17 protein-coding genes are annotated in these 20,057 nt (G+C 63.4%); 9 read left to right on the top strand and 8 right to left on the bottom strand.

The annotated features are described in order from the left end of the window. Positions 1-191: 191 nt before the first annotated feature. The 4 genes from FJ434_RS04550 (at position 192) to FJ434_RS04535 (ending at position 4,155) form a co-directional block, all read left to right on the top strand. On the top strand, positions 192-857 hold the full coding sequence (locus FJ434_RS04550; RefSeq protein WP_140506889.1) for an ABC transporter permease: 666 nt from the start codon (positions 192-194) through the stop codon (positions 855-857). After that, positions 857-1,666: an ABC transporter permease gene (locus FJ434_RS04545; RefSeq protein WP_140749021.1), complete on the top strand. Its 810-nt coding sequence runs from the start codon at positions 857-859 to the stop codon at positions 1,664-1,666. The genes FJ434_RS04550 and FJ434_RS04545 overlap by 1 nt, the downstream gene beginning before the upstream one ends. Positions 1,667-1,754: 88 nt before the next feature. Continuing rightward, positions 1,755-2,756, top strand: a complete 1,002-nt coding sequence (locus FJ434_RS04540) for an Ldh family oxidoreductase (RefSeq protein WP_181165952.1) — start codon at positions 1,755-1,757, stop codon at positions 2,754-2,756. 421 nt (positions 2,757-3,177) lie between these two features. Next, positions 3,178-4,155, top strand: coding sequence for a complex I NDUFA9 subunit family protein (locus FJ434_RS04535; RefSeq protein WP_140749018.1), 978 nt, complete (start codon positions 3,178-3,180; stop codon positions 4,153-4,155). A gap of 19 nt (positions 4,156-4,174) precedes the next feature. Here the strand turns inward: FJ434_RS04535 and FJ434_RS04530 are convergent, their stop codons facing one another. After that, positions 4,175-5,548, bottom strand: coding sequence for a cytochrome P450 (locus FJ434_RS04530; protein WP_140749015.1), 1,374 nt, complete (start codon positions 5,546-5,548; stop codon positions 4,175-4,177). A gap of 210 nt (positions 5,549-5,758) precedes the next feature. On the opposite strand from FJ434_RS04530, the gene FJ434_RS04525 reads away from it, so the two are divergent. The 5 genes from FJ434_RS04525 to FJ434_RS04510 all read left to right on the top strand — a co-directional run bounded on the left by FJ434_RS04525 (position 5,759) and on the right by FJ434_RS04510 (position 12,792). Beyond that, positions 5,759-6,328, top strand: coding sequence for an NADPH-dependent FMN reductase (locus FJ434_RS04525; protein WP_140716399.1), 570 nt, complete (start codon positions 5,759-5,761; stop codon positions 6,326-6,328). Positions 6,329-6,384: 56 nt separating this feature from the next. Beyond that, entirely contained in the window at positions 6,385-7,650 is a 1,266-nt protein-coding gene (locus FJ434_RS30055; protein WP_246678303.1) for a caspase domain-containing protein, read from the top strand. Beyond that, a complete protein-coding gene (locus tag FJ434_RS30050; protein WP_246678302.1) occupies positions 7,625-9,040 on the top strand; it encodes a tetratricopeptide repeat protein in 1,416 nt (471 codons plus the stop codon). Before FJ434_RS30055 ends, FJ434_RS30050 begins: the two co-directional genes overlap by 26 nt. 144 nt (positions 9,041-9,184) lie before the next feature. Next, positions 9,185-11,656, top strand: coding sequence for a DNA topoisomerase (ATP-hydrolyzing) subunit B (gene gyrB, locus FJ434_RS04515; RefSeq protein ID WP_140506704.1), 2,472 nt, complete (start codon positions 9,185-9,187; stop codon positions 11,654-11,656). A gap of 215 nt (positions 11,657-11,871) precedes the next feature. Next, entirely contained in the window at positions 11,872-12,792 is a 921-nt protein-coding gene (locus tag FJ434_RS04510; RefSeq protein ID WP_140749012.1) for a hypothetical protein, read from the top strand. Positions 12,793-12,866: 74 nt separating this feature from the next. Here FJ434_RS04510 and FJ434_RS04505 read toward each other — a convergent pair whose 3' ends face one another. From FJ434_RS04505 to FJ434_RS04475, 7 genes are all read right to left on the bottom strand, one after another. Further along, positions 12,867-14,273 carry an NAD(P)(+) transhydrogenase (Re/Si-specific) subunit beta gene (locus FJ434_RS04505; RefSeq protein ID WP_140749009.1) on the bottom strand — a complete coding sequence of 469 codons (1,407 nt, stop codon included), beginning with the start codon at positions 14,271-14,273 and terminating at the stop codon, positions 12,867-12,869. A 6-nt stretch (positions 14,274-14,279) separates the two neighbouring features. After that, entirely contained in the window at positions 14,280-14,708 is a 429-nt protein-coding gene (locus tag FJ434_RS04500) for an NAD(P) transhydrogenase subunit alpha (protein ID WP_027142818.1), read from the bottom strand. Continuing rightward, positions 14,705-15,979 (bottom strand): Re/Si-specific NAD(P)(+) transhydrogenase subunit alpha, encoded by a 1,275-nt coding sequence (locus FJ434_RS04495; protein WP_140749006.1) that lies wholly within the window; start codon positions 15,977-15,979, stop codon positions 14,705-14,707. The genes FJ434_RS04500 and FJ434_RS04495 overlap by 4 nt, the downstream gene beginning before the upstream one ends. Positions 15,980-16,067: 88 nt before the next feature. Then, positions 16,068-16,292: an aa3-type cytochrome c oxidase subunit IV gene (locus FJ434_RS04490; protein WP_027142816.1), complete on the bottom strand. Its 225-nt coding sequence runs from the start codon at positions 16,290-16,292 to the stop codon at positions 16,068-16,070. A 163-nt stretch (positions 16,293-16,455) separates the two neighbouring features. Further along, positions 16,456-16,605: a DUF3096 domain-containing protein gene (locus FJ434_RS04485; RefSeq protein WP_140749003.1), complete on the bottom strand. Its 150-nt coding sequence runs from the start codon at positions 16,603-16,605 to the stop codon at positions 16,456-16,458. Positions 16,606-16,727: 122 nt separating this feature from the next. Beyond that, positions 16,728-17,498: a hypothetical protein gene (locus FJ434_RS04480; protein WP_027142815.1), complete on the bottom strand. Its 771-nt coding sequence runs from the start codon at positions 17,496-17,498 to the stop codon at positions 16,728-16,730. 157 nt (positions 17,499-17,655) lie between these two features. Next, on the bottom strand, positions 17,656-19,971 hold the full coding sequence (locus FJ434_RS04475) for an EAL domain-containing protein (RefSeq protein ID WP_140749000.1): 2,316 nt from the start codon (positions 19,969-19,971) through the stop codon (positions 17,656-17,658). Positions 19,972-20,057 lie beyond the last annotated feature (86 nt).

Below are 20,057 nucleotides of genomic sequence, written 5' to 3'. Positions count from 1 at the left end.
GCTGGAGGACAGGGCGCTGACGTCCCCATCCTCCAGCTTGCCAGTCCACGCATGCTTGCCGCCGGCCGCTGGTGCCGGCGGATCGAGCCAGCAATCCGGGGGCGACGCTGATCGAATCCTTTCTTCCGGCCTCCGCGGCCGGCATCGTCGAACTCCTCTCGCCGGCGCCCGTCGGCTGGGGTGGGACCCTTTTGCTCGGGCTCTTGCATTCGCTCGAGATCGCAGTCGGCGCCACGATCGTCGGCCTGCTGATTGGAACCTGGGGTGCCTATGGCAAGCTCTACGGCGGGCCCGTGGTGCGCGACCTGTTCGCGGTCTACACCACGGTGGTGCGCGCCGTGCCGGAACTGGTGCTGATACTGCTGCTCTATTATGCCGGTACCGACCTGATAAACCAGGTGCTGGCCGCGATGGGTTACCAGCGTGTCGATATAAGCGGGCTGGTGGCCGGCATTGCCGTGCTCGGCTTCGTCCAGGGCGCCTATTCGACGGAAGTCATCCGCGGCGCGATCCTCGCCATTCCGCAGGGCCAGATCGAAGCCGCTCGCGCCTTCGGCATGTCTCCCGGCCTTCTGTTGCGGCGCATCACACTGCCGGCGATGCTGCCTTTCGCCATTCCGGGCCTCGCAAATCTGTGGCTGATCGCCACAAAGGACACCGCGCTGCTGGCCGTCGTCGGCTTCTTCGAACTGACGCTGGCGACACGACAGGCGGCGGGCGTCACCAAGGCCTATCTGGTTTTCTTCCTCGCCGCCGGCGTGCTCTATCTCTGCGTGACGCTGGTTTCGAACTTCCTGCTTGGCCGCGCCGAGAAATGGGCGCGGCGCGGCATGCCTTCCATCAAGGAGGCACGCTGATGACCAGCGAAACAGCCGTCATCGACACGGCGGCGCGCGCTTCGCTCTGGCTGCAGCCACATCGCATCGTGCTGATCCTCATCGCGTTGGGGCTCGTGGCCTCGGCCGCCTATTTCATGCGTTGGGACTGGCTGCCGCAATATTGGGAAATGGGCCTGATGGGCATCTGGCGTGCCCTGTGGATCCTGGCCGTCACCTGCACGCTCGGCTTCATGATCGCCTTGCCCATCGGGCTGGCGCAGGCGGCCGGTTCGATCTGGGTCGCGGCACCGGCGAAAGTGTTCTGCACCATCATTCGCGGCACGCCGCTGCTTCTGCAGCTATGGCTGCTCTATTACGGGCTGGGCTCGCTGTTTCCGCAATATCCATGGATCCGCGAATCCTGGATGTGGCCTTATCTCAGGCAGGCCTGGCCGTACGGCGTGCTGGCGCTGACCTTGTCCTTTGCCGGCTATGAAGGCGAAGTGATGCGCGGCGCCTTTGCCGGCGTGCCCAAGGGGCAGCTGGAAGCCGCGCGCGCCTTCGGCATGAGCCGCTGGAAGATCTTCCGCCGCATCTGGCTGCCTCAAGCCTTCTATCGGGCGCTGCCGACGCTGACCGGCGAGACCGTGCTGCAGCTGAAATCGACGCCGCTGGTGGCGACCATCAGCGTGATCGACATCTTCGCCGTCTCGTCCAAGGTGCGGCAGGACACCTATCTCACCTACGAGCCCTTGCTGCTCCTGGCGTTGATCTATATGGCGATCACCGGCATTCTGGTCTTCGCGTTCAGCCGGATCGAGGCGCGAATTCCGGTCAAGATCGGGTAAGCGAGTAGTGAATAGGAAATAGTGGGCTGCTTGCCGGTTTTATTCTACTGACTACTCCCTATTTCCTACTCACTCAGGAGCAGCCCTGATGCAACTCAGTCTCGACCAGGCAAAAGGACTGTGCCGGATGGCGGCACTTGGCGCCGGCGCCAATGAGGAAGCGGCGCAATCGCTCACCGCCTCGATCATCGCGGCCGAGGCGGAAGGACTTGCCACCGTCGGGCTGTCGCATTTCATCGATTACCTCGAGGCGTTCGAGGCCGGGCGCATCGACGGCAATGCCGATCCGGTGATCACGCGGCCGGCGCTGGCCATCTATCTCTCGGACGCACGCCGCGGGCTGGCGCATACCGGATTCGACCGCACCATCGACGACCTCGCCAAGGCGGCAAGACTGTTCGGCGTCGCCATCTTCTCGCAGAAAAACGCCTATACGTGCGGGGCGCTCGGCTACTTCACCGGCCGGCTGGCGGCGCAGGGGCTGGTGTCGTTCGCCGCCACCAACGGCCCGGCCGTCCTGGCCGGCTCGGGGTCGGTCAAGCCGGTCTATTGCACCAATCCGATGTCGTTCGCCGCGCCCGCCGCCGACGGCGCGCCGCTGGTCATCGACCAGTCGTCGAGCGCCACCGCCTTCGTCAACATCCGCAAGGCGGCGGAAGACGGCAAGAAGATTCCCGAAGGCTGGGCGCTTGACGCAAGCGGCAATTCGACGACCGACCCGGCCGCCGCCATGAAGGGCGCCATGCTTGCCTTTGGCGGCCAGCGTGGCGCCAACATCGCGCTGATGGTCGAAGTGCTGGCGGCGGGCCTGTCGGGCGCCAACTGGTCGCTCGACGCACCGTGGTTCAGCGGCGGTCCCGACAGTCCGGGAACCGGCCTGTTCGTGCTCGCGGTCGAGCCGAAGCTGCTCGATCCGGATTTCGAGCAGCGCATGAAAGACCAGCTCGACCGGCTGCGCCGACGCTATGGCGTGCATGTGCCCGGCCGCGCCCGGGCCGAAGCGGTCGAGAAGGCGCAGGCGCGCGGCATCACCGCGCCCAAGGCGGTGATCCAGCGCATCTCCGAATTCGCCGAGCGCTATTCGGTCTGAAGAAACTGACGAAATTTCCCGCGCGTCGGTGAACCTTCCCGCGCGTCCCGACGACCAATGGCTGTCCGGGTCGGGTTTGCCCGGTCGGTGTCTTCTGTCGGATGCGTTCAGGGCTGGGGCGGGCGTACTTGCTTCACGCCACGCTGATACCGTCTCAGGTCAGGCCGCCTCGTTGGACCCTGCTTTCGGCGCGAACGTCACCCGGAAAACCCCGCTTCGGCGGGGTTTTCTGCGTCTGTCGTTCGCGGCGCCAAAACATGATGAAAGTGCCATGCGCTTTCGCGGAAAACCGCTTCACACTTTTTCTGGAATTGCCCAAGAGACAAGGGTGACGCGACGACGCGTCACCCTTTGCCTTTAGCGCAAAACGGACTATGAAACGGCTCAGCCAAGCCATCTGGAACGCGCGCCGGAGCCCGCCATGACCGAAATCCTGCAGACCCCAAAGCTCGTCGTCGTCTTTGGCGGGTCAGGCTTTGTCGGCCGTCATGTCGTGCGGGCGCTGGCCAAGCGCGGCTATCGCATCCGGGTCGCCTGCCGGCGGCCCGATCTTGCCGGCCATTTGCAGCCACTCGGCAATGTCGGTCAGATCCAGCCGGTGCAGGCCAATGTGCGCGTACGCTGGTCTGTCGACCGCGCCGTGCAAGGCGCCGACCACGTCGTCAATCTCGTCGCCGTCCTGCATGAGAGCGGCCGTCAGAAATTCTCCGCCGTGCACGAATTCGGTGCTCGCGCTATCGCCGAGGCCGCGCGCGCCGTCGGCGCCGGCCTCACCCATATTTCGGCGCTCGGCGCCGATCTGGACTCCAAATCGGATTATGCGCGCACCAAGGCGTTGGGCGAGAAGGCCGTGCTGGAGACGATCGCCGATGCCGTGATCCTCCGGCCGTCGATCAATTTCGGGCCCGAAGACAGCTTCTTCAACCGCTTCGCCAACATGGCGCGTTATTCGCCGGTGCTGCCGCTGATCGGCGGCGGCCAGACCAAATTCCAGCCGGTCTATGTCGGCGATGTTGCTGAAGCTGTTGGGCGCTCGGTCGACGGCAAGATCGATGGCGGCCGGGTCTATGAGCTTGGCGGCCCCAACGTGCTCACTTTCAAGGAGTGCATGCAGGAAATGCTCACCGTGATCGAGCGCAAGCGCCTGCTGGTGCCGGTGCCGTGGTGGGTGGCCAACATCCAGGCCTCGATCCTCGGCCTGCTGCCCAACCCGATGCTGACCAAGGACCAGGTGATGCAGCTGCGCGAGCACAACATCGTTTCGGACGAAGCCGCCAAGGCCAACCGGACACTGGCGGGGCTCGGCATCCAGCCGCAATCGATCGCGACGATCCTGCCCAGCTATCTCTGGCGCTTCCGCGCCGCCGGCCAGTTCCAGCAGCGCAAGCCCGCGGTATAGTCTCCAGAAGCGTCAGCCCTCAACGATGACGAGGCGTGATCCGCATCGGCAGCCCGCCTTGCGGCTGCGTGGTTAATTTCTGCACCGGCCAAGGTTTTGTTTCAGCGGTCGCGTCGAAGCGGAAGCGTGACAAAAGGATGGCGAGCGCGATGATCGCCTCCTGCATGGCGAAACTGGCGCCTATGCAGACGCGCGGTCCCGCGCCGAAGGGCAGATACTGGAAGCGGTCGATCTTTTCACGGTTTCCCGGGTGGAAGCGTTCGGGCAGGAAAGCGTCGGGCCGGTCCCACAACTTCCTGTGGCGGTGGACGACCCACGGCATCACCAGCACGGCGGCGTGCTTGGGAATATAAAGGTCCCTCCACATTTCCGGCACGATCGGCTCGCGGTTGATCGATGGCGCCGGCGGGTAGAGCCGAAGCGCCTCGTCGAAGGCGGCGCGTGTCAGCGGCATGGCGTCGAGCCACTTCGTCGGATCGGGCTCGCGCGCCAGCACCTGGTCGATCTCCTGTTCGACGCGGTCGCGCTCCCAGGGCGATTCGGCCAGGCAATAAAGCGTCCATCCGAGCGCGCGCGCCGTGGTCTCGTGGCCGGCACCGATGAAGGTGATGATGTTGTCCTCGACTTCCGGGCGTGTCAGTCCGTCGGGGCCTTCGGCCTTGAGCAGCAGCGTCAGGAAATCCTGGGGCACGGCATCGGGGTCGCGCCTGAACTTCTCTTCGCGCATCTTGACCGTGTCGGTCACGATCTTGCGGAAATAGGCCATCGTCTTGCGGCCGCGGATGCGGGTCAGCCGTGGCAGCCAGTCGGGCGCACGCAACAGGTCGAGCGGGTCGACGCGGCCCATCGTCTCGAACAGGCGGTCGATCTCGTTTTCGAAACTGCCCGGCTCGCCTGCGATCTCGCCGGAAAACAGCGTCTCGGCCAGGATGTCGTAGGTGAGCAGCGTCATGTCATGGTCGATATCGGACGTGCCGCCCGCCTCGTAACGGGTGACGAACTCCAGCGTGCGTTTCAGCATCGGCTGGGCAAAGCCGAAAATGTGGCGCGGTGTGAACACCGGCGCCATCGCCTTGCGCGACCGCTTCCACACCTCGCCCTCGGCGGTCAGCAGGCCATCGCGCAGGATCGGCCTCAGGATCTTCTGGCGCACCGTCGCCATCTTGTAGTTTTTGGCGTTGTCGACCAGCACATGGCGGATCAGGGCGGGATCATTAGCGATGACCAGCGGCCCGCCGGCGCCCTTGGCCGAAATCCAGGGTTCGTTGTAGGTCGGCTCGCCCCAGAGTTCGAGCGGGTTGCGATAGACGATGCGGATCATCTCCAGCGTCGAAGGCGGCGACGTGCGCGGCTTCGGGGCGGGAGGAACGAAGGGGGCGGGCTGAGTATCCATGGAGTGCTCCGCTGTTCCCATCAATGTAGTGGCTGGCACACCGGGCGTCCATGTGGCCAAACGGCAGAGCGGACCATGACTTCAGGAACGCAGGGCAGACGGTCTGTTCATCCGATCGTGACCGTTCCGTCAGGGCTCCGACCTTGTCCGCTGGAACGCTCTGCCGTAGTGACGGTCACCAACGGATACCGCCTGACAAAGGAGCCTGCCTTGAAGCACCAGTTGAACATCATCATCGGCAGCACGCGGCCCGGCCGCGCCGGCTCGGTTTTCGCCGAGTGGCTGGAGACGTTCGCGCGCGAGCACGGAAAATTCGAGCCGGTGCTGACCGACATCGCCGCGTTCGGTCTGCCGGTGCTGGACGAACCCTATCATCCAAGGCTCGGCAATTATCAAAACGACCACACCAAGGTCTGGTCGAAGGCGATCGACGCTGCAGACGCCTTAGTCTTCGTGGCGCCGGAATACAATTATTTCGTGGCGCCCGCGATCGTCAACGCGGTCGACTATCTCGCCCGCGAATGGAGATACAAGCCAGCCGCCATCTTCAGCTATGGCGGTGTTTCCGGCGGCCTGCGCGCGGCGCAGGCGCTGAAACCGCTGCTGACCGCGGTCGGGATCATGCCGATCCCGGAAGGTGTCGCGCTGCCGCTGTACCAGAAACTGCTCGACGAGAATGGCGCCTTCGATGCCAGCGAGCAGGTGCGGGGCGGAACCAAGACCATGCTGGACGAACTGTTGCGCTGGAGCGAGGCGTTGAAACCAATGCGCGCTGCCTGAGAGAGCCGCTCTCAGCGCGGCTTGCTCGCGCCATAAAGAGGTGGAATGGTCGGCAAATGACCGAGCCGGGGCGGTTCGACTTGCGTTTGCTGTTTGCCTTGCTGCTGATGCTTGCGACCACCGCCGCGGCGGTGGCGGAGCGGCGCGTGGCATTGGTCATGGCCGATGACGACTACCGGCTGGTCCGGCCGCTTGCCAACCCCATCCATGACGGCGAGGCGATGGAGGCGGCGCTGAAGAAGCTTGGTTTCGAGGTGGTGCTCGAAACCAATCGTGACCTCAGGCGCATGCGCCGCGCGCTCGACGATTTCCGCGAAGACGCCAAGGGCGCCGACGTGGCGCTGGTGTATTTCTCAGGCCATGGCGTCGAAATATCGGGCGACAACCGGCTGCTGCCGGTCGATGCCGACGCGTCTTCGCTCGATGCGCTGGACAAGACCAGCCTGCCGCTGGAAGAGGTGCGCGACGCGGTCGCCGCCACCGCGAAAGTCGGGCTGATCGTGCTCGATGCCTGCCGCAGCGATCCGTTCTCGGGGAATGGCGGCACCGGTCGTGGCGCGACCTCGCTGGCCAAGGATGTCGCCGACAGCGTAAAACCGGGTCTTGGCCGCATCGGGCGGGCGGAAAACATCCTGTTCGCGTTCTCGGCCGCACCCGGCGAGACGGCCGCCGATGGCACCGGCCAGAACTCACCCTTCACCACGGCGTTGACCAAATATCTCGGCACCGACGGGCTTGAGATTCGCTCGGTGCTGACGCTGGTGCAGCAGGAGGTCTACGACGTGTCGCGCGGCAAGCAACTACCCTATGTCGAGAGCGGCCTGCCGAAGCTGTTTTTCGCCGCTGCCGCCAAGGAGCAATTGCCGGAGCGCGAAAGGCTGCTGCTGGCCATGGCCGACGTGACGCCGGAGATGCGGGGCGAGGTCGAGCGGATCGCCAGCGACGCCGACATGCCGCTGGCGCCGCTCTATGGGGCGTTGATCAGCGCCGACACCAGCCATCTGTCGGCGGAGAGCCTGAATGCCCGGCTGCGCGAGGCGGCGGACGCCTTCGTCAAGGTGCGTGCCGAGATGAAGACGCTGGCTGCCGACGATCCGCGTGTGACGGATCTGCGCCGTCAGGCCGAGGAGCAGCTGGCCCTGGGCGCCTTCGGCACCGCACGGGCGAAGTTGGCCGAGGCGGTTGGCATCGACGAAGTGTCGCGCAAGGCGCTGAAGGTGAATTTCGTCGATCGAACGCTGTCTCAGGCCACGACGCTGTTCCTGTCGGCGGGCACGGCGCGCGCCGACCTCGATTATGCGGCGGCCCATCGAGGGCTATGAAACGGTGCTGTCGCTGTATGGCGAGGCCGGGCAGACCTCGCTCAGCCTGGAACAAGCCGACCGCCGGAGCAGCACGCTGGACGAGTTCGGTCTGCTCTATACGACGGTCGGCAATGTCGAGGCGGCCGGCCGGGCCTTCACCGCCCTGTTGGCCAACCTCGAGCAGCGGTCGCTTCTGGAAACCGATCCCAGCGTCAAACGCGATCTCGCCATCAGCCACATCAAGCTCGCCAACATAGAGATGGCGCAAGGCGATCTGCCAAACTCGCTCGAAAACTATGAGGCGGCCAGGGGCATGCTGCAGGAGCTGACCGCAAGCGTGCCGGACAAGAAGGACTGGCTCGGTGATCTTGCCATGGCCAATGACAAGATCGGCAACGTGCTGGCGACGCAAGGCGATGTGGGTGCGGCGGCCCAGGCCTATCAACAAAGCCTGTCGATCAAGCAGAAATTGGCCGACGCCGAGCCGAACAGCGCTTATCTGCTGCGCGACCTGACCATAACCTATGACGACATCGGCGACCTTGCCCGTACCGCCGGCCAGTTGAACAGCGCCCAGACCGCCTTTGAAGAGAGCCTGAGACTCCGGCTGGCGCTGGCCGAGAACAAACCCGACGATCTTGAGCGCCAGCGGGCTGTCTCTGTCAGCCACGAGAGGATCGGCGACGTTCTGCGCGAGCGAGGCGACGCCGCCGGCGCGCTTGTGGCCTACAACAAGAGCCAGACGATCTCCGGGAGCCTGGTGCGCCGCGACCCTAACGATACCGACTTGAAGCGCGACCTGTCGATCAGTTACGCCAAGATCGGCAACGCGCTCAACGACCAGGAGAACTGGCCGGCAGCACTGGTCTCCTATCAGAAAGCGCTGGCCGTAGCGCGTGACCTTGCACGGAGTGACCCCGGCAACACCGGCTGGCAGCGCGACCTGTCGGTCTGTCTGGAAAAGGTTGCCGGTGTGCTTGATGCGCAGGGCAATGTCAGCGAGGCGCTGCAAAATTACCAGGACAGTCTTGCCATTGCCGACCGGCTGGCCCAGCTCGACCCAGGCAATTCCGACTGGCAACGCGACCTGTCGATCACTCTGTCGGAAATCGGCATGCTGGAGACCAAGCAGCGCCACTTCGAGGGCTCCAAGAGGGCCTTCGAAGCCAGCCTCGGCATCCGCCAGCAACTGGCTCAGTCCGATCCGAACAATGCGGTTTGGCAATTTGATCTGGTGCAGGCTTACATCAACTATGCGTATGTGGCCAAGGATCCGAAGGCGGTGCTGACCAAGGCGCTGAACCTGACGCTGGAGCTCGACCGCACGGGCCGGCTGGCGCCCAGGGACAAATCCACGATCAAATATTTGCGCGGCCTTCTCGCCAAAATCAACGCCCGAAAAAAATAGCCGGCCGCCGGCTTGGGATTTGCGCCGGAAATGCCTGCAAACCTTGGAAAAACCGCCTTTAGCGCCTATATCTATCGATCTCAGAAGCGCGATTCGGGGCCAATTTTTCGCGCTGCAAAAACGGCATCTAGACAATAGGTTTTCATGAGCGACCAGACCGAGAACACCAACGGCGCTGAAGCCGAATACGGCGCCGATTCCATCAAGGTTTTGAAGGGGTTGGATGCTGTCCGCAAGCGGCCGGGCATGTATATCGGCGACACCGATGACGGCTCGGGCCTGCATCACATGGTCTACGAGGTGGTCGACAACGCCATCGACGAGGCGCTGGCGGGCCATGCCGACCTGGTTTCGGTGACGCTCAACCCCGATGGCTCGGTGACGGTTATCGACAATGGCCGTGGCATTCCGACCGACATTCACCCCAGCGAGGGCATTTCGGCGGCCGAAGTGATCATGACGCAGCTGCATGCCGGCGGAAAATTCGACCAGAACTCCTATAAGGTGTCTGGCGGCCTGCATGGCGTCGGCGTCTCGGTGGTCAACGCGCTATCGGCCTGGCTGAAGCTCAAGATCCGCCGCAACGGCCAGATCTTCGAAATGAGCTTTACCCATGGCGATGCCGACGCGCCGCTGAAGGCGACCGGCAGCTACGAACAGAACAAGCGCCCGGGCACCAATGAGGGCCGCAGCGGTAGTGAGATCACCTTCTTTCCGTCCGCCGAGACCTTCACCATGGTCGAGTTCGATTTCGGCACGCTGGAGCACCGGCTGCGCGAGCTCGCCTTCCTGAACTCCGGCGTGCGCATCGTGCTGACAGACGCCCGTCATGCCGACGTCGTGAGGCATGAACTGCACTATGACGGGGGCCTCGAAGAGTTCGTCAAATATCTCGACCGGGTCAAGAAACCGCTGATCGAGAAGCCGATTTCCATCAGGGCCGAGCGTGACGGCATCACCGTCGAAGTGGCGATGTGGTGGAACGACAGCTACCACGAGAATGTGCTGGCCTTCACCAACAACATTCCGCAGCGCGATGGCGGCACACATCTGGCCGGTTTTCGCGGCGCGCTGACCCGTCAGATCACCGGTTATGGCGAATCCTCGGGCCTCACCAAGAAGGAAAAGGTCTCGCTGATCGGCGACGATTGCCGCGAAGGCCTGACGGCGGTGCTGTCGGTCAAGGTTCCCGATCCGAAATTCTCGTCGCAGACCAAGGACAAGCTGGTCTCGTCGGAAGTCCGTCCCGTGGTCGAGGGGCTGGTCAACGAAGCGCTCGGCACGTGGCTCGAGGAGCATCCGGCCGAGGGCAAGGTTGTCGTCGACAAGGTGATCCAAGCCGCGGCGGCGCGCGAAGCCGCGCGCAAGGCGCGCGACATCACCCGCAAGACCTCGCTCGGCGTCACCTCGCTGCCGGGCAAGCTGGCCGACTGCCAGGAACGCGACCCGGCGAAGTCCGAAATCTTCATCGTCGAGGGCGACTCGGCCGGCGGCTCCGCCAAGGGCGGCCGCTCGCGCCAGAACCAGGCGATCCTTCCCCTACGCGGCAAGATCCTCAATGTCGAGCGGGCCCGCTTCGACCGCATGCTCTCGTCCGACATGATCGGCACACTGATCACCGCGCTCGGCACCTCGATCGGCAAGGACGAATTCAACGCCGACAAGCTGCGTTATCACAAGATCATCCTGATGACCGACGCCGACGTCGACGGCGCCCATATCAGGACCCTGCTGCTCACCTTCTTCTTCCGGCAGATGCCGGAGCTGATCGAGCGCGGCCATCTCTACATCGCCCAACCGCCGCTCTACAAGGTGACGCGCGGCAAGAGCTCGCAATACATCAAGAATGAAAGCGCCTTCGAAGAATTCCTTATCGATTCGGGGTTGGAGGAAGCGTCCCTTACGCTCGGCTCAGGGGAAGTGCGGACCGGACAGGATCTGCACGGCGCCGTCGCCGATGCGCTTGCCGTGCGCCAGCTCATCAACGGCTTGCACACGCGCTATAACCGCGACGTCGTCGAGCAGGCGGCGATCGCCGGCGGGCTCAATCCCGATGTCTTCGCCGATCTCGGTCGCGCCAACGCGATGGCCGAGCGGATCGCGCAACGCCTCGACATCATTGCCGAGGACACCGAGCGCGGCTGGACCGGCCGCATGTCGACCTCGAATGAGGGCATCGGCGGCTATGTCTTCGAACGCACCGTGCGCAGCGTCAAGGAATACGCCCATCTCGACATGGCACTAATCAATTCCGCCGACGCACGCCAGCTCGACCGCTACGCGCAGCGCCTCAGCGAAGTCTACGGGGCGCCGCCGGTGCTGCGCCGCAAGGAGGTGTCCGAGACAGTCTCGGGACCGCTGGCGCTGCTCAACGCGGTCTTTGCCACCGGCCGCAAGGGGCTGACCATGCAGCGCTACAAGGGTCTCGGCGAGATGAATGCCGAGCAGCTCTGGGAGACCACGCTCGACCCGAATGTGCGTTCGCTGCTGCAGGTCAAGGTCAACGATGCGACCGATGCCGACAGCCTGTTCTCGCGGCTGATGGGTGACGAGGTGGAGCCACGACGCGAATTCATCCAGGACAACGCACTGTCGGTTGCAAATCTGGATATTTGAGGTTTCGCCCAGCCTTTTCGGTACATTGGCGTAGCTCGGGCGCGCGCCAATAATGAGGACCTGCCGGAACAGAAGGCCTTCAGAGACATTGTGACGTTGTCGATCACAATTTCTTGCAGGAGGCTTTCATGGGACGCGGCATTCTACTCTGGTTGCTCGGAGTTCCGATTCCAATCATCATTCTTCTCATGCTTTTCATGCGATAGGGGGCCGCTATGCAGTCCGCCACCCTATCGGCTGTCGACGTATCAGCTTCAACGGAATCGTCCTCCACCGCCGTCAGCTGGGGACCGATCATTGCCGGCGCCTTCGCGGCCTCGACGCTGACGTTCATCCTCATGCTGCTCGGCTCGGGCCTTGGATTGAGCATGGTCTCGCCATGGTCGGGTTCTGGTGCATCGGCCACCACTTTCGCGGTATCGACCGCCATCTGGCTTATCATCGTGCAATGGCTGTCGTCGGGCGTCGGCGGCTACCTCGCGGGCCGGTTGCGCACCAAATGGGTCGGCATCCACACCGACGAGGTCTATTTCCGCGACACCGCGCACGGCTTCCTCGCCTGGGCATTGGCCACCTTGCTGGTCGTCGGCGTGCTCGGCTCGGCGCTTTCCGCCGCGATTGGTTCAGGCGTCCAGGCCGCGTCCACCGTGGCCTCGGGAGCCGCCATGGGTGCATCGGCCGGTGCCTCCGCCAATGCCAGCGCCACCTCGGCCGATAATGCGACGTCCTATCTGGTGGATTCGCTGTTCCGCCCGGCCGATCCGGCCAAGCTCGCGACCGCCAATCCAGGCGACGAAGCGGCCGCGGCCGCGCAGGCCTCGCGCATCCTGATCGCCGGTGCCGTCGCGGGCGAGGTCCCCGCGGAAGACAAGACCTATCTTGCCCAATTGGTCGCCGCGCGCACCGGTCTTTCCGAGGCAGACGCCAAGACGCGTGTCGACACGGTGCTGGCGAAGGCGCAGGACGCGAAGGTCAAGGCAAAACAGACGGCCGACACGGCAAGGAAGGCAAGCGCCACCTTTGCGCTCCTCGGCGCCTTGTCGCTGGTCATCGGCGCTTTCATCGCCAGTGCGGCCGCCGCGCTCGGCGGCCGGCAGCGCGATGAAGAGGAAGCGGTCTTCCTGACCAACGGTTGAACGCAGCACCACGCCAGAATCGCAGAGCCCGGCATCGACCGGGCTCTTTCTATTCGACGGTCAAGGCCGCCCGGTCAGTGATCCATGGCCTTGACGATTTCCTCGGTCATCTTCTTGGCGTCGCCGAGTAGCATCATGGTGCCGTCCTTGTAGAACAGCGTGTTGTCGATGCCGGCATAGCCGGAACCGAGCGAGCGCTTGACGAACAGGCAGGTGCGCGCCTTGTCGACGTCGAGGATCGGCATGCCGTAGATCGGACTGCTCTTGTCATCACGCGCGGACGGGTTGGTGACATCGTTGGCGCCGATGACATAGGCGACGTCGGCCTGGGCAAACTCCGAGTTGATGTCCTCGAGCTCGAACACTTCGTCGTAAGGCACGTTGGCTTCGGCGAGCAGCACGTTCATATGGCCAGGCATACGGCCGGCGACCGGGTGGATGGCGTATTTGACGTCGACGCCATTGGCCTTGAGCTTGTCGGCCATTTCACGCAGCGCGTGCTGCGCCTGGGCGACCGCCATGCCGTAACCCGGCACGATGATGACCTTCTGCGCGTTCATCATCAGATAGGCGGCGTCGTCGGCCGAACCCTGCTTGACCGTGCGCTCGATGCCGTCATCGGCGGCAGCCGCCGTTTCGCCGCCGAAGCCACCGAGGATGACCGAGATGAAGCTTCGGTTCATGCCCTTGCACATGATGTAGGACAGGATCGCGCCCGACGAGCCGACCAGCGCGCCGGTGATGATCAGCGCCAGATTGCCGAGCGTGAAGCCGAGTGCGGCCGCTGCCCAGCCCGAATAGGAATTCAGCATTGAGACGACGACCGGCATGTCGGCGCCGCCGATCGGGATGATCAGGAGGATGCCGAGCACCAGCGAGGCGGCGACGATAAGCCAAAAGACCAGCTTCGATTCCGTGGTGACCAGCAGCACGATCAGCATAATCAGGGCCACGCCAAGCGCGGCATTGATGAAATGGCGGCCGCCGATCATGATCGGCTTGCCCGACATGCGGCCATCGAGCTTCAGGAAGGCGATGACCGAGCCGGTGAAGGTGACGGCGCCGATGGCGACGCCCAGGCTCATCTCGATCAGGGCCTGGGCATGGATGTCGCCCATAGTACCGATGCCGAAGCTTTCGGGCGCGTAGATGGCCGCGGCCGCGACCATGACGGCGGCGAGACCGACGAGGCTGTGGAAAGCGGCGACCAGCTGCGGCATCGAGGTCATGGCGATGCGGCGCGCGGTCACGGCGCCGACGCCGCCGCCGATGGCGAGACCGAGCACGATCAGACCGTAGCGGCCGGCCGACGGGACCAACGGGACTGCCAGCGCCAATGTGGTGGCAATGGCGATGCCCATGCCGATCATGCCGTAGAGATTGCCCTGGCGGCTGGTGGTCGGGTGTGACAGGCCGCGCAACGCCATGATGAACAGGACGCCGGAAACCAGATAGAGGAAGGACGCGAAGCTGGCGTTCATGGCGCTCTACTTGTCCTTCTTCTTGTACATGGCCAGCATGCGCTGGGTGACGAGGAAGCCGCCGAAGATGTTGACCGAGACCAGCATCAGCGCGACGAAGCCAAAGCCGGCGGCGACGCCGGAGGCCGCTATGCCGACGGCGAGCAGCGCGCCGACGACGATGACCGAGGAAATAGCATTGGTGACCGCCATCAATGGCGTGTGCAGTGCGGGGGTCACTGACCAGACGACGTAGTAGCCGACGAAGATCGCCAGGATGAAGATGGCAAAACGGAAGACGAAGGGGTCGATGGCGCCGCCCGACAGCGCGTGCGCGGCGTCACCGGCGGCCTCAGTGCCACCCGGGGCATTGGCCAGGTTCTGCACCGCGAGCCTGACGGCGGCACTCGCCTGGTCGAGCTGGTCCAGGGCTTTCTGCAAGGTCTGATCCATCACGCGGTCCCTTTCGGCTTCGGCGAGGGTGACTTGGATGCGGCGGTCTTCCGGGTCGATGACTTCTTCGGCGCAGCCGAAGCATCGGCGACCATGGTCGTGGCCGGGATCGCGGGCGGCTCGATATAAGGCTGCTGGTCGGCCTTGGCGAAGGCCGGATGGACGACCTTGCCGCCATCGGTCAGCATCGTCGCCTTGACCAGATCATCGTCGCGGTTGATGGCCAGCGTCTTGGTGGTCTTGTCGACCAGCGTCTCGAGGAATGCGAACAGGTTCCTGGCATAGAGCAGCGAGGCGGACGCCGCGATGCGACCCGGCACGTTGAGATGGCCGACGATCTTCACATTGTTGGCGGTGGTGACGATCTTGCCCGGCTCGGCACCCTCGACATTGCCGCCACGCTCGACGGCGAGGTCGACGATCACCGAGCCAGGCTTCATCGAGGCAACCATGGCCGCCGAGACAAGCTTAGGCGCCGGCCGGCCTGGGATCAGCGCGGTGGTGATGACGATGTCCTGCTTGGCGATATGTTCGGCGGTGAGCGCCGCCTGCTTGGCCTGATACTCCTTCGACATTTCCTTCGCGTAGCCGCCCGCGGTCTCGGCGGCCTTGAACTCCTCGTCCTCGACGGCCAGGAATTTTGCGCCGAGCGAGGCGACCTGTTCCTTGGCGGCGGGCCGAACGTCGGTGGCGGTGACGACCGCGCCGAGACGGCGCGCCGTGGCAATCGCCTGCAGGCCAGCGACGCCGACGCCCATGATGAAGACCTTCGCGGCCGGCACCGTGCCCGCGGCCGTCATCATCATCGGCAGCGCCCGGTCATATTCGGCGGCTCCGTCGATCACCGCCTGGTAGCCGGCAAGATTGGCCTGGCTGGACAGCACGTCCATCGATTGCGCGCGGGTGATGCGCGGCATGAACTCCATCGAGAAGGCAGTGACGCCGGCTTTGGCAAGGGCCGCGACTTCAGCATCGTTGCCGTACGGATCCATAATGGCGATCACCGCTGCGCCGGCTTTGTAGCCCTTCAGCTCGGCATGCGTTGGCCGGCGAACCTTCAGCACGACATCGGCCTTGGCGACATCCGCCGCCTTGCCGATGGCAGCGCCTGCCTTGGCAAACTCCTCGTCGGGGATGCGCGAGCGGGTGCCGGCACCGGCTTCGACGATGATGTCGAATCCCAGCCCCGCCAGCCGCTTCACCGTATCGGGCGAGGCGGCAACGCGCGGCTCGTTCGCATCGAGCTCACGAGGGATGAAAACCGTCTGTCCCACCGCATGATCCTTTCGGCTGGAACCCGTCTGCGCGAAGTTTCGGCCGGGATATCCGGCTACTTCAACCGCAAGAGGGTTTTTGGAAGGTCTATCGCAGAATGAAGGCGCCGACGGCCAGAATAAGCACGAACAGGATCAGCGCAGAAAAGAACCCGCCCGCGAAGAAGCCGAAAGCCATCGCCAGAAGAAGCGCACCGCAGAAGAGCGAACCATATTTGGCCAGCGCCAGGAAGCCCGCATAGGTGCGGTCATGCTCGGCATAGTCCATCTTCGCGCCCAGTTCTGCAGGACCGCTCGGCGTATGCTCAGCCATAGGAATACCCCTTCGAAGACATCTTTCAGGCACATACCGAAAAGCCGCGCGGAGAGCAATGGCGCTATTGCCGCATCGCAGCCGACAACTGCCTCAAGCGAAAATTGAAACTGGCGGGCCGATGCCCGCAGGGATGGGTTTTGCGCGAGGCCTGCCCAGCGTCTCAGCCAGCAAGGTGAGGAAAAAGCCCGAGCAGCCCAACGATGATCAGATAGAGCGCGACGATATAATTCAGCAGCCGCGGCATGATCAGGATCAGCACGCCGGCGATCAGCGAGATCAGCGGCGCGAGCGCGAGCTGGGATAGATGCATGTCGTTGTCCTTTCAAGAAGCGATAAGCATCAACTCGCGTCGACGCCGCCAGTCATAACGCGGTCAGGCCTGGAAAGCTCCATCGACCCGCAGGAGGCATAAGGCCCGGAAATGGCGTGGGGTCAGGCCGCCTCGAAATACTTGGCCGTGGGCAAAATGGTCAGAGGCGCCAACTCGCCCCGCCTGGGGCGTTGGAAAAGCATGCGCTGCTCGAACGCCGTGGAATTGAAGAAAGGGAAACGATCCAGCGTCGCCTGCATGTTCTCGGAGCATTTCGACTGGAACAGATGCACGGGAACGGTAAGTCCGGGATAATTCCGCGGCGGCACCGCCTGCTCGGAACGGAAGATGCGGTGATAGAAAGCGGAATGCTCTTCCTTGATCGCCGTCAGGCAATAGGTTGGCTTGAAATGGCTGCAGGCGACCACCGCCAGCCTCAACGTGATGTAGGGCAGCACCCGCAGGCTGCTCGACCACTCGAGATCGGCGGCGAACCGGCTCGGGTCGACGAACGTCTCGCCAGAAGCCAGACGCCGTGACAGCACGTCGCCGAAAACATCGGTGCTGGGTGAAACAGGATACCTCGCGCTGGCGTAGTGAATTCTGATGGTGCTGACGAGCGTGCCGTCGAAGAAGACGCCAAAGCGGTAAGAATTGGGCAGATCGTCGAAGCTGTCCTTCACCATGTGGGAAGCATCTGATTTGACCATGCCGGCGTGAAGGTAGGAATTGTAGCGAAGCTTATAGATCGCTTCCAAATCCTCGGCGCCATCGCAAAGGCGATACTCCACGTGCTCCAGAACATCCATGATGTGATCTGTAAACACCGAGGGACGATTCTTGTCCCTGCCCGCAGCCGCCGCCAGCGGCCTACTCACCAACTTATTGTCCATTTGACCCTCGTACCGCCGCACAAGCGACCATAGCGAAGCGCTGGAGGAACAAGAAGCAAAATTGCGAGCTTTCGCGTTTACCCTAAATTAACGTTAACAGATCGTAAATAACGAGCACGGGAGCATCATGCCCTCGACGAATGACTTCATGACGATGTCAGGTGGTGGCGCGCTTCTTGAGCGGCCGCAATTCGGCAGCGAAGGGCCAGGTCACGTTGGACATGGTTTCGATGCCCGACGCGCTGAGCGCGGCGCCGAAAAGGAAGCCCTGGACAAGATCCGGCTTCACCGATTGCATGAGGATCTTGAGCTGCTCGAATGTCTCCACGCCTTCGATGGTGACGGAGAGTCCGAGGATGCGGATCAGGTCGACGACGCCCTTCAACAGCTCGAGCGAGCGCGGATTGTGGGTGATGTCCATCACGAACGACCGGTCGATCTTAATCTTGTCGAGTGGAAGCTTGTGCAGATAGCTCAGACTTGAATAGCCGGTGCCGAAATCGTCGAGGGCGATGCGGACGCCGAGCTGCTTCAGTTCCTCGATATATTGGCGGGTCAAGGACTTGTCGTCGAGCAGCGCGGTTTCCGTGACTTCGATTTCCAGGCGGCTAGCGGGGAGCCCTGAGTTCGCCAAGGCATCGCGCACCTTCTGGATGACGTCCCGGCTGCGGAAATCCCTGGCCGAGAGATTGACCGAGACACTGGTCTGGTCAGGCCATTTGGCGCATTCGTTGCAAGCCGCATGCAGCACGAAGGTGCTGATCTCGGAAATGATGCCCATCTCCTCGGCAAGCGGAATGAAGATGCCGGGCGAAATCGGCCCGAGATCGGGATGATCCCAGCGGCAAAGCGCCTCGCAGCTGGCGATGCGCATGGTGTTCATCGCCACGATCGGCTGATAGACGACCCGCAGGTCCCTGCTTTCCACGGCGGTGCGCAGGTCCGCCTTCATCAGCTGGCGGTTGCGGAACGCAGCGTCCATCGCCGCCTCGAACAGCCGCCAACCGTTCTTGCCCAGTTCCTTGGCCTTGTAGAGCGCCAGGTCCGCCTTGACGATCATGGCGTCGACATCGATTTCGTCGACCTTGGACAGCACCGCGCCGGCGCTGGCCTGAATCCGCAACCCATGGCCCGCGACGTCGACCTCTCCCTGCAGCTCGGCGAAAATCAGGTCGAGCAGGCTCGCCAGATGGCTCTCATCATCAATGCGATCGAAGAACAGCATGAACTCGTCGCCGCCGAAGCGGCTGACGGTAAGGCCTTGTCCGGCAATGGCCGCCAGCCGCTCGGCGACGGCGTAGATCAGGCCATCGCCGACAGGATGGCCGAGCGTGTCGTTGACGCTCTTGAAATCGTCGAGGTCGACCACGGCCAGGCCGCACATGCGATCGCGGTCGCCCGAGGCCATCAATTCGCCGACCAGTTCGTGGAAATAGGCGCGGTTCGGAAGGCCGGTGAGGTTGTCGTAGCGCGCCATGAACCGGATCTTTTCCTCCGCTTCGACACGCGCCGTGACGTCCTCGAAGGTGATGACGCCCAATTCCTGGTTGCCCTCGCGCGCCGAAAATTCGAAGTTCTGCCCGTTGGAAAAGGAAACCAGCACCTTGCGGTCGCGCCCTTCGCGCAACGCGCGCGTCAGCTGCGCCTCGACATAGCGGCAGTCCTTTGGTGCGAGCATGCCGCCGGCGACGCCGCGCAAGAGCAGCGAATGGATCGACCGTCCGAGCAACTGGTCCGGCGATTTGAGCGACATCAGACGGGCGGCTTCCGCATTGCCGACGACCACCTTGCCATCGGGGCCGAGCATGACGAGGCCATGCGACATGGTGTTGAGGGCGCGATTGAAGCGCTGCGCGATCTGCCTCGCCTGCTTGTGTCCGACAACGGCCGAAAACAGCACGTTGCGGACATGGTCGGCGCTGCCCTTGATGATGAACATGAACGGAATGATCAGCAGGCCAAGCACGACGTAGGGAATGTCGAACCTGAGAATGAGGGCGGCGGCGATCGGCCCGACGAAGGTGACCGCGAAGATCATGACCATGCGCGGCGAGCCGTAATTTCGGCCCACGACAGTCACCAGCGAGGACAGCGTTACCGACAGCGCGCCGATCTCGGCATAGGAATCCGAGTAGACATAGATGGAAATGAAGCAAAAGAACCCCAGCAATAACCCCTGAAGGCTTCCCTTCAGGATGTATTCGCGCTCCCACCTGGTCGCATCGGCGGCGTCGCGCATCCCGCCACCCGAGCGGTGGAACCGCCGCAGGCTGAAGTAGCGCCAGACGCCGATGGCAAGCAGCGCGCCTGCGAGAACCAAGAAGATGGGTTGGCCGTTGCGCCAGTACACCATGAGGCTGATAACGGCATGGCAAAGCGCGCCGATAACCAGCATATGCGCGTTGTCGAACAACGAGCGCACAAACTGGATATAAACATCCACCGGGATGTTATCGGTTTTTGTTCTGCCCATTACTGGCGCCCAATGAGCCCCAGCCTTGGCATAGTCCCATTAAAAAACCTTTAGCTTGGGCTCAAACGCCTGATTTTCGGGCGCTT

This window comes from Mesorhizobium sp. B2-5-13, assembly GCF_006440535.1.
GTDB classification, from domain to species: domain Bacteria; phylum Pseudomonadota; class Alphaproteobacteria; order Rhizobiales; family Rhizobiaceae; genus Mesorhizobium; species Mesorhizobium salmacidum.
The sequence above is the reverse complement of the archived record's forward strand: the minus strand, read 5'-3'. Positions and strand labels throughout refer to the sequence as shown.

Coding starts and splice junctions, on each gene's coding strand:
- FJ434_RS04545 (WP_140749021.1), top strand. CDS start 857: ATGACCAGCGAAACAGCCGTCATCGACACGGCGGCGCGCGCTTCGCTC.
- FJ434_RS04540 (WP_181165952.1), top strand. CDS start 1,755: ATGCAACTCAGTCTCGACCAGGCAAAAGGACTGTGCCGGATGGCGGCA.
- FJ434_RS04535 (WP_140749018.1), top strand. CDS start 3,178: ATGACCGAAATCCTGCAGACCCCAAAGCTCGTCGTCGTCTTTGGCGGG.
- FJ434_RS04530 (WP_140749015.1), bottom strand. CDS start 5,548: ATGGATACTCAGCCCGCCCCCTTCGTTCCTCCCGCCCCGAAGCCGCGC.
- FJ434_RS30055 (WP_246678303.1), top strand. CDS start 6,385: ATGACCGAGCCGGGGCGGTTCGACTTGCGTTTGCTGTTTGCCTTGCTG.
- FJ434_RS30050 (WP_246678302.1), top strand. CDS start 7,625: ATGCGGCGGCCCATCGAGGGCTATGAAACGGTGCTGTCGCTGTATGGC.
- gyrB (WP_140506704.1), top strand. CDS start 9,185: ATGAGCGACCAGACCGAGAACACCAACGGCGCTGAAGCCGAATACGGC.
- FJ434_RS04510 (WP_140749012.1), top strand. CDS start 11,872: ATGCAGTCCGCCACCCTATCGGCTGTCGACGTATCAGCTTCAACGGAA.
- FJ434_RS04505 (WP_140749009.1), bottom strand. CDS start 14,273: ATGAACGCCAGCTTCGCGTCCTTCCTCTATCTGGTTTCCGGCGTCCTG.
- FJ434_RS04490 (WP_027142816.1), bottom strand. CDS start 16,292: ATGGCTGAGCATACGCCGAGCGGTCCTGCAGAACTGGGCGCGAAGATG.
- FJ434_RS04485 (WP_140749003.1), bottom strand. CDS start 16,605: ATGCATCTATCCCAGCTCGCGCTCGCGCCGCTGATCTCGCTGATCGCC.
- FJ434_RS04480 (WP_027142815.1), bottom strand. CDS start 17,498: ATGGACAATAAGTTGGTGAGTAGGCCGCTGGCGGCGGCTGCGGGCAGG.
- FJ434_RS04475 (WP_140749000.1), bottom strand. CDS start 19,971: ATGGGCAGAACAAAAACCGATAACATCCCGGTGGATGTTTATATCCAG.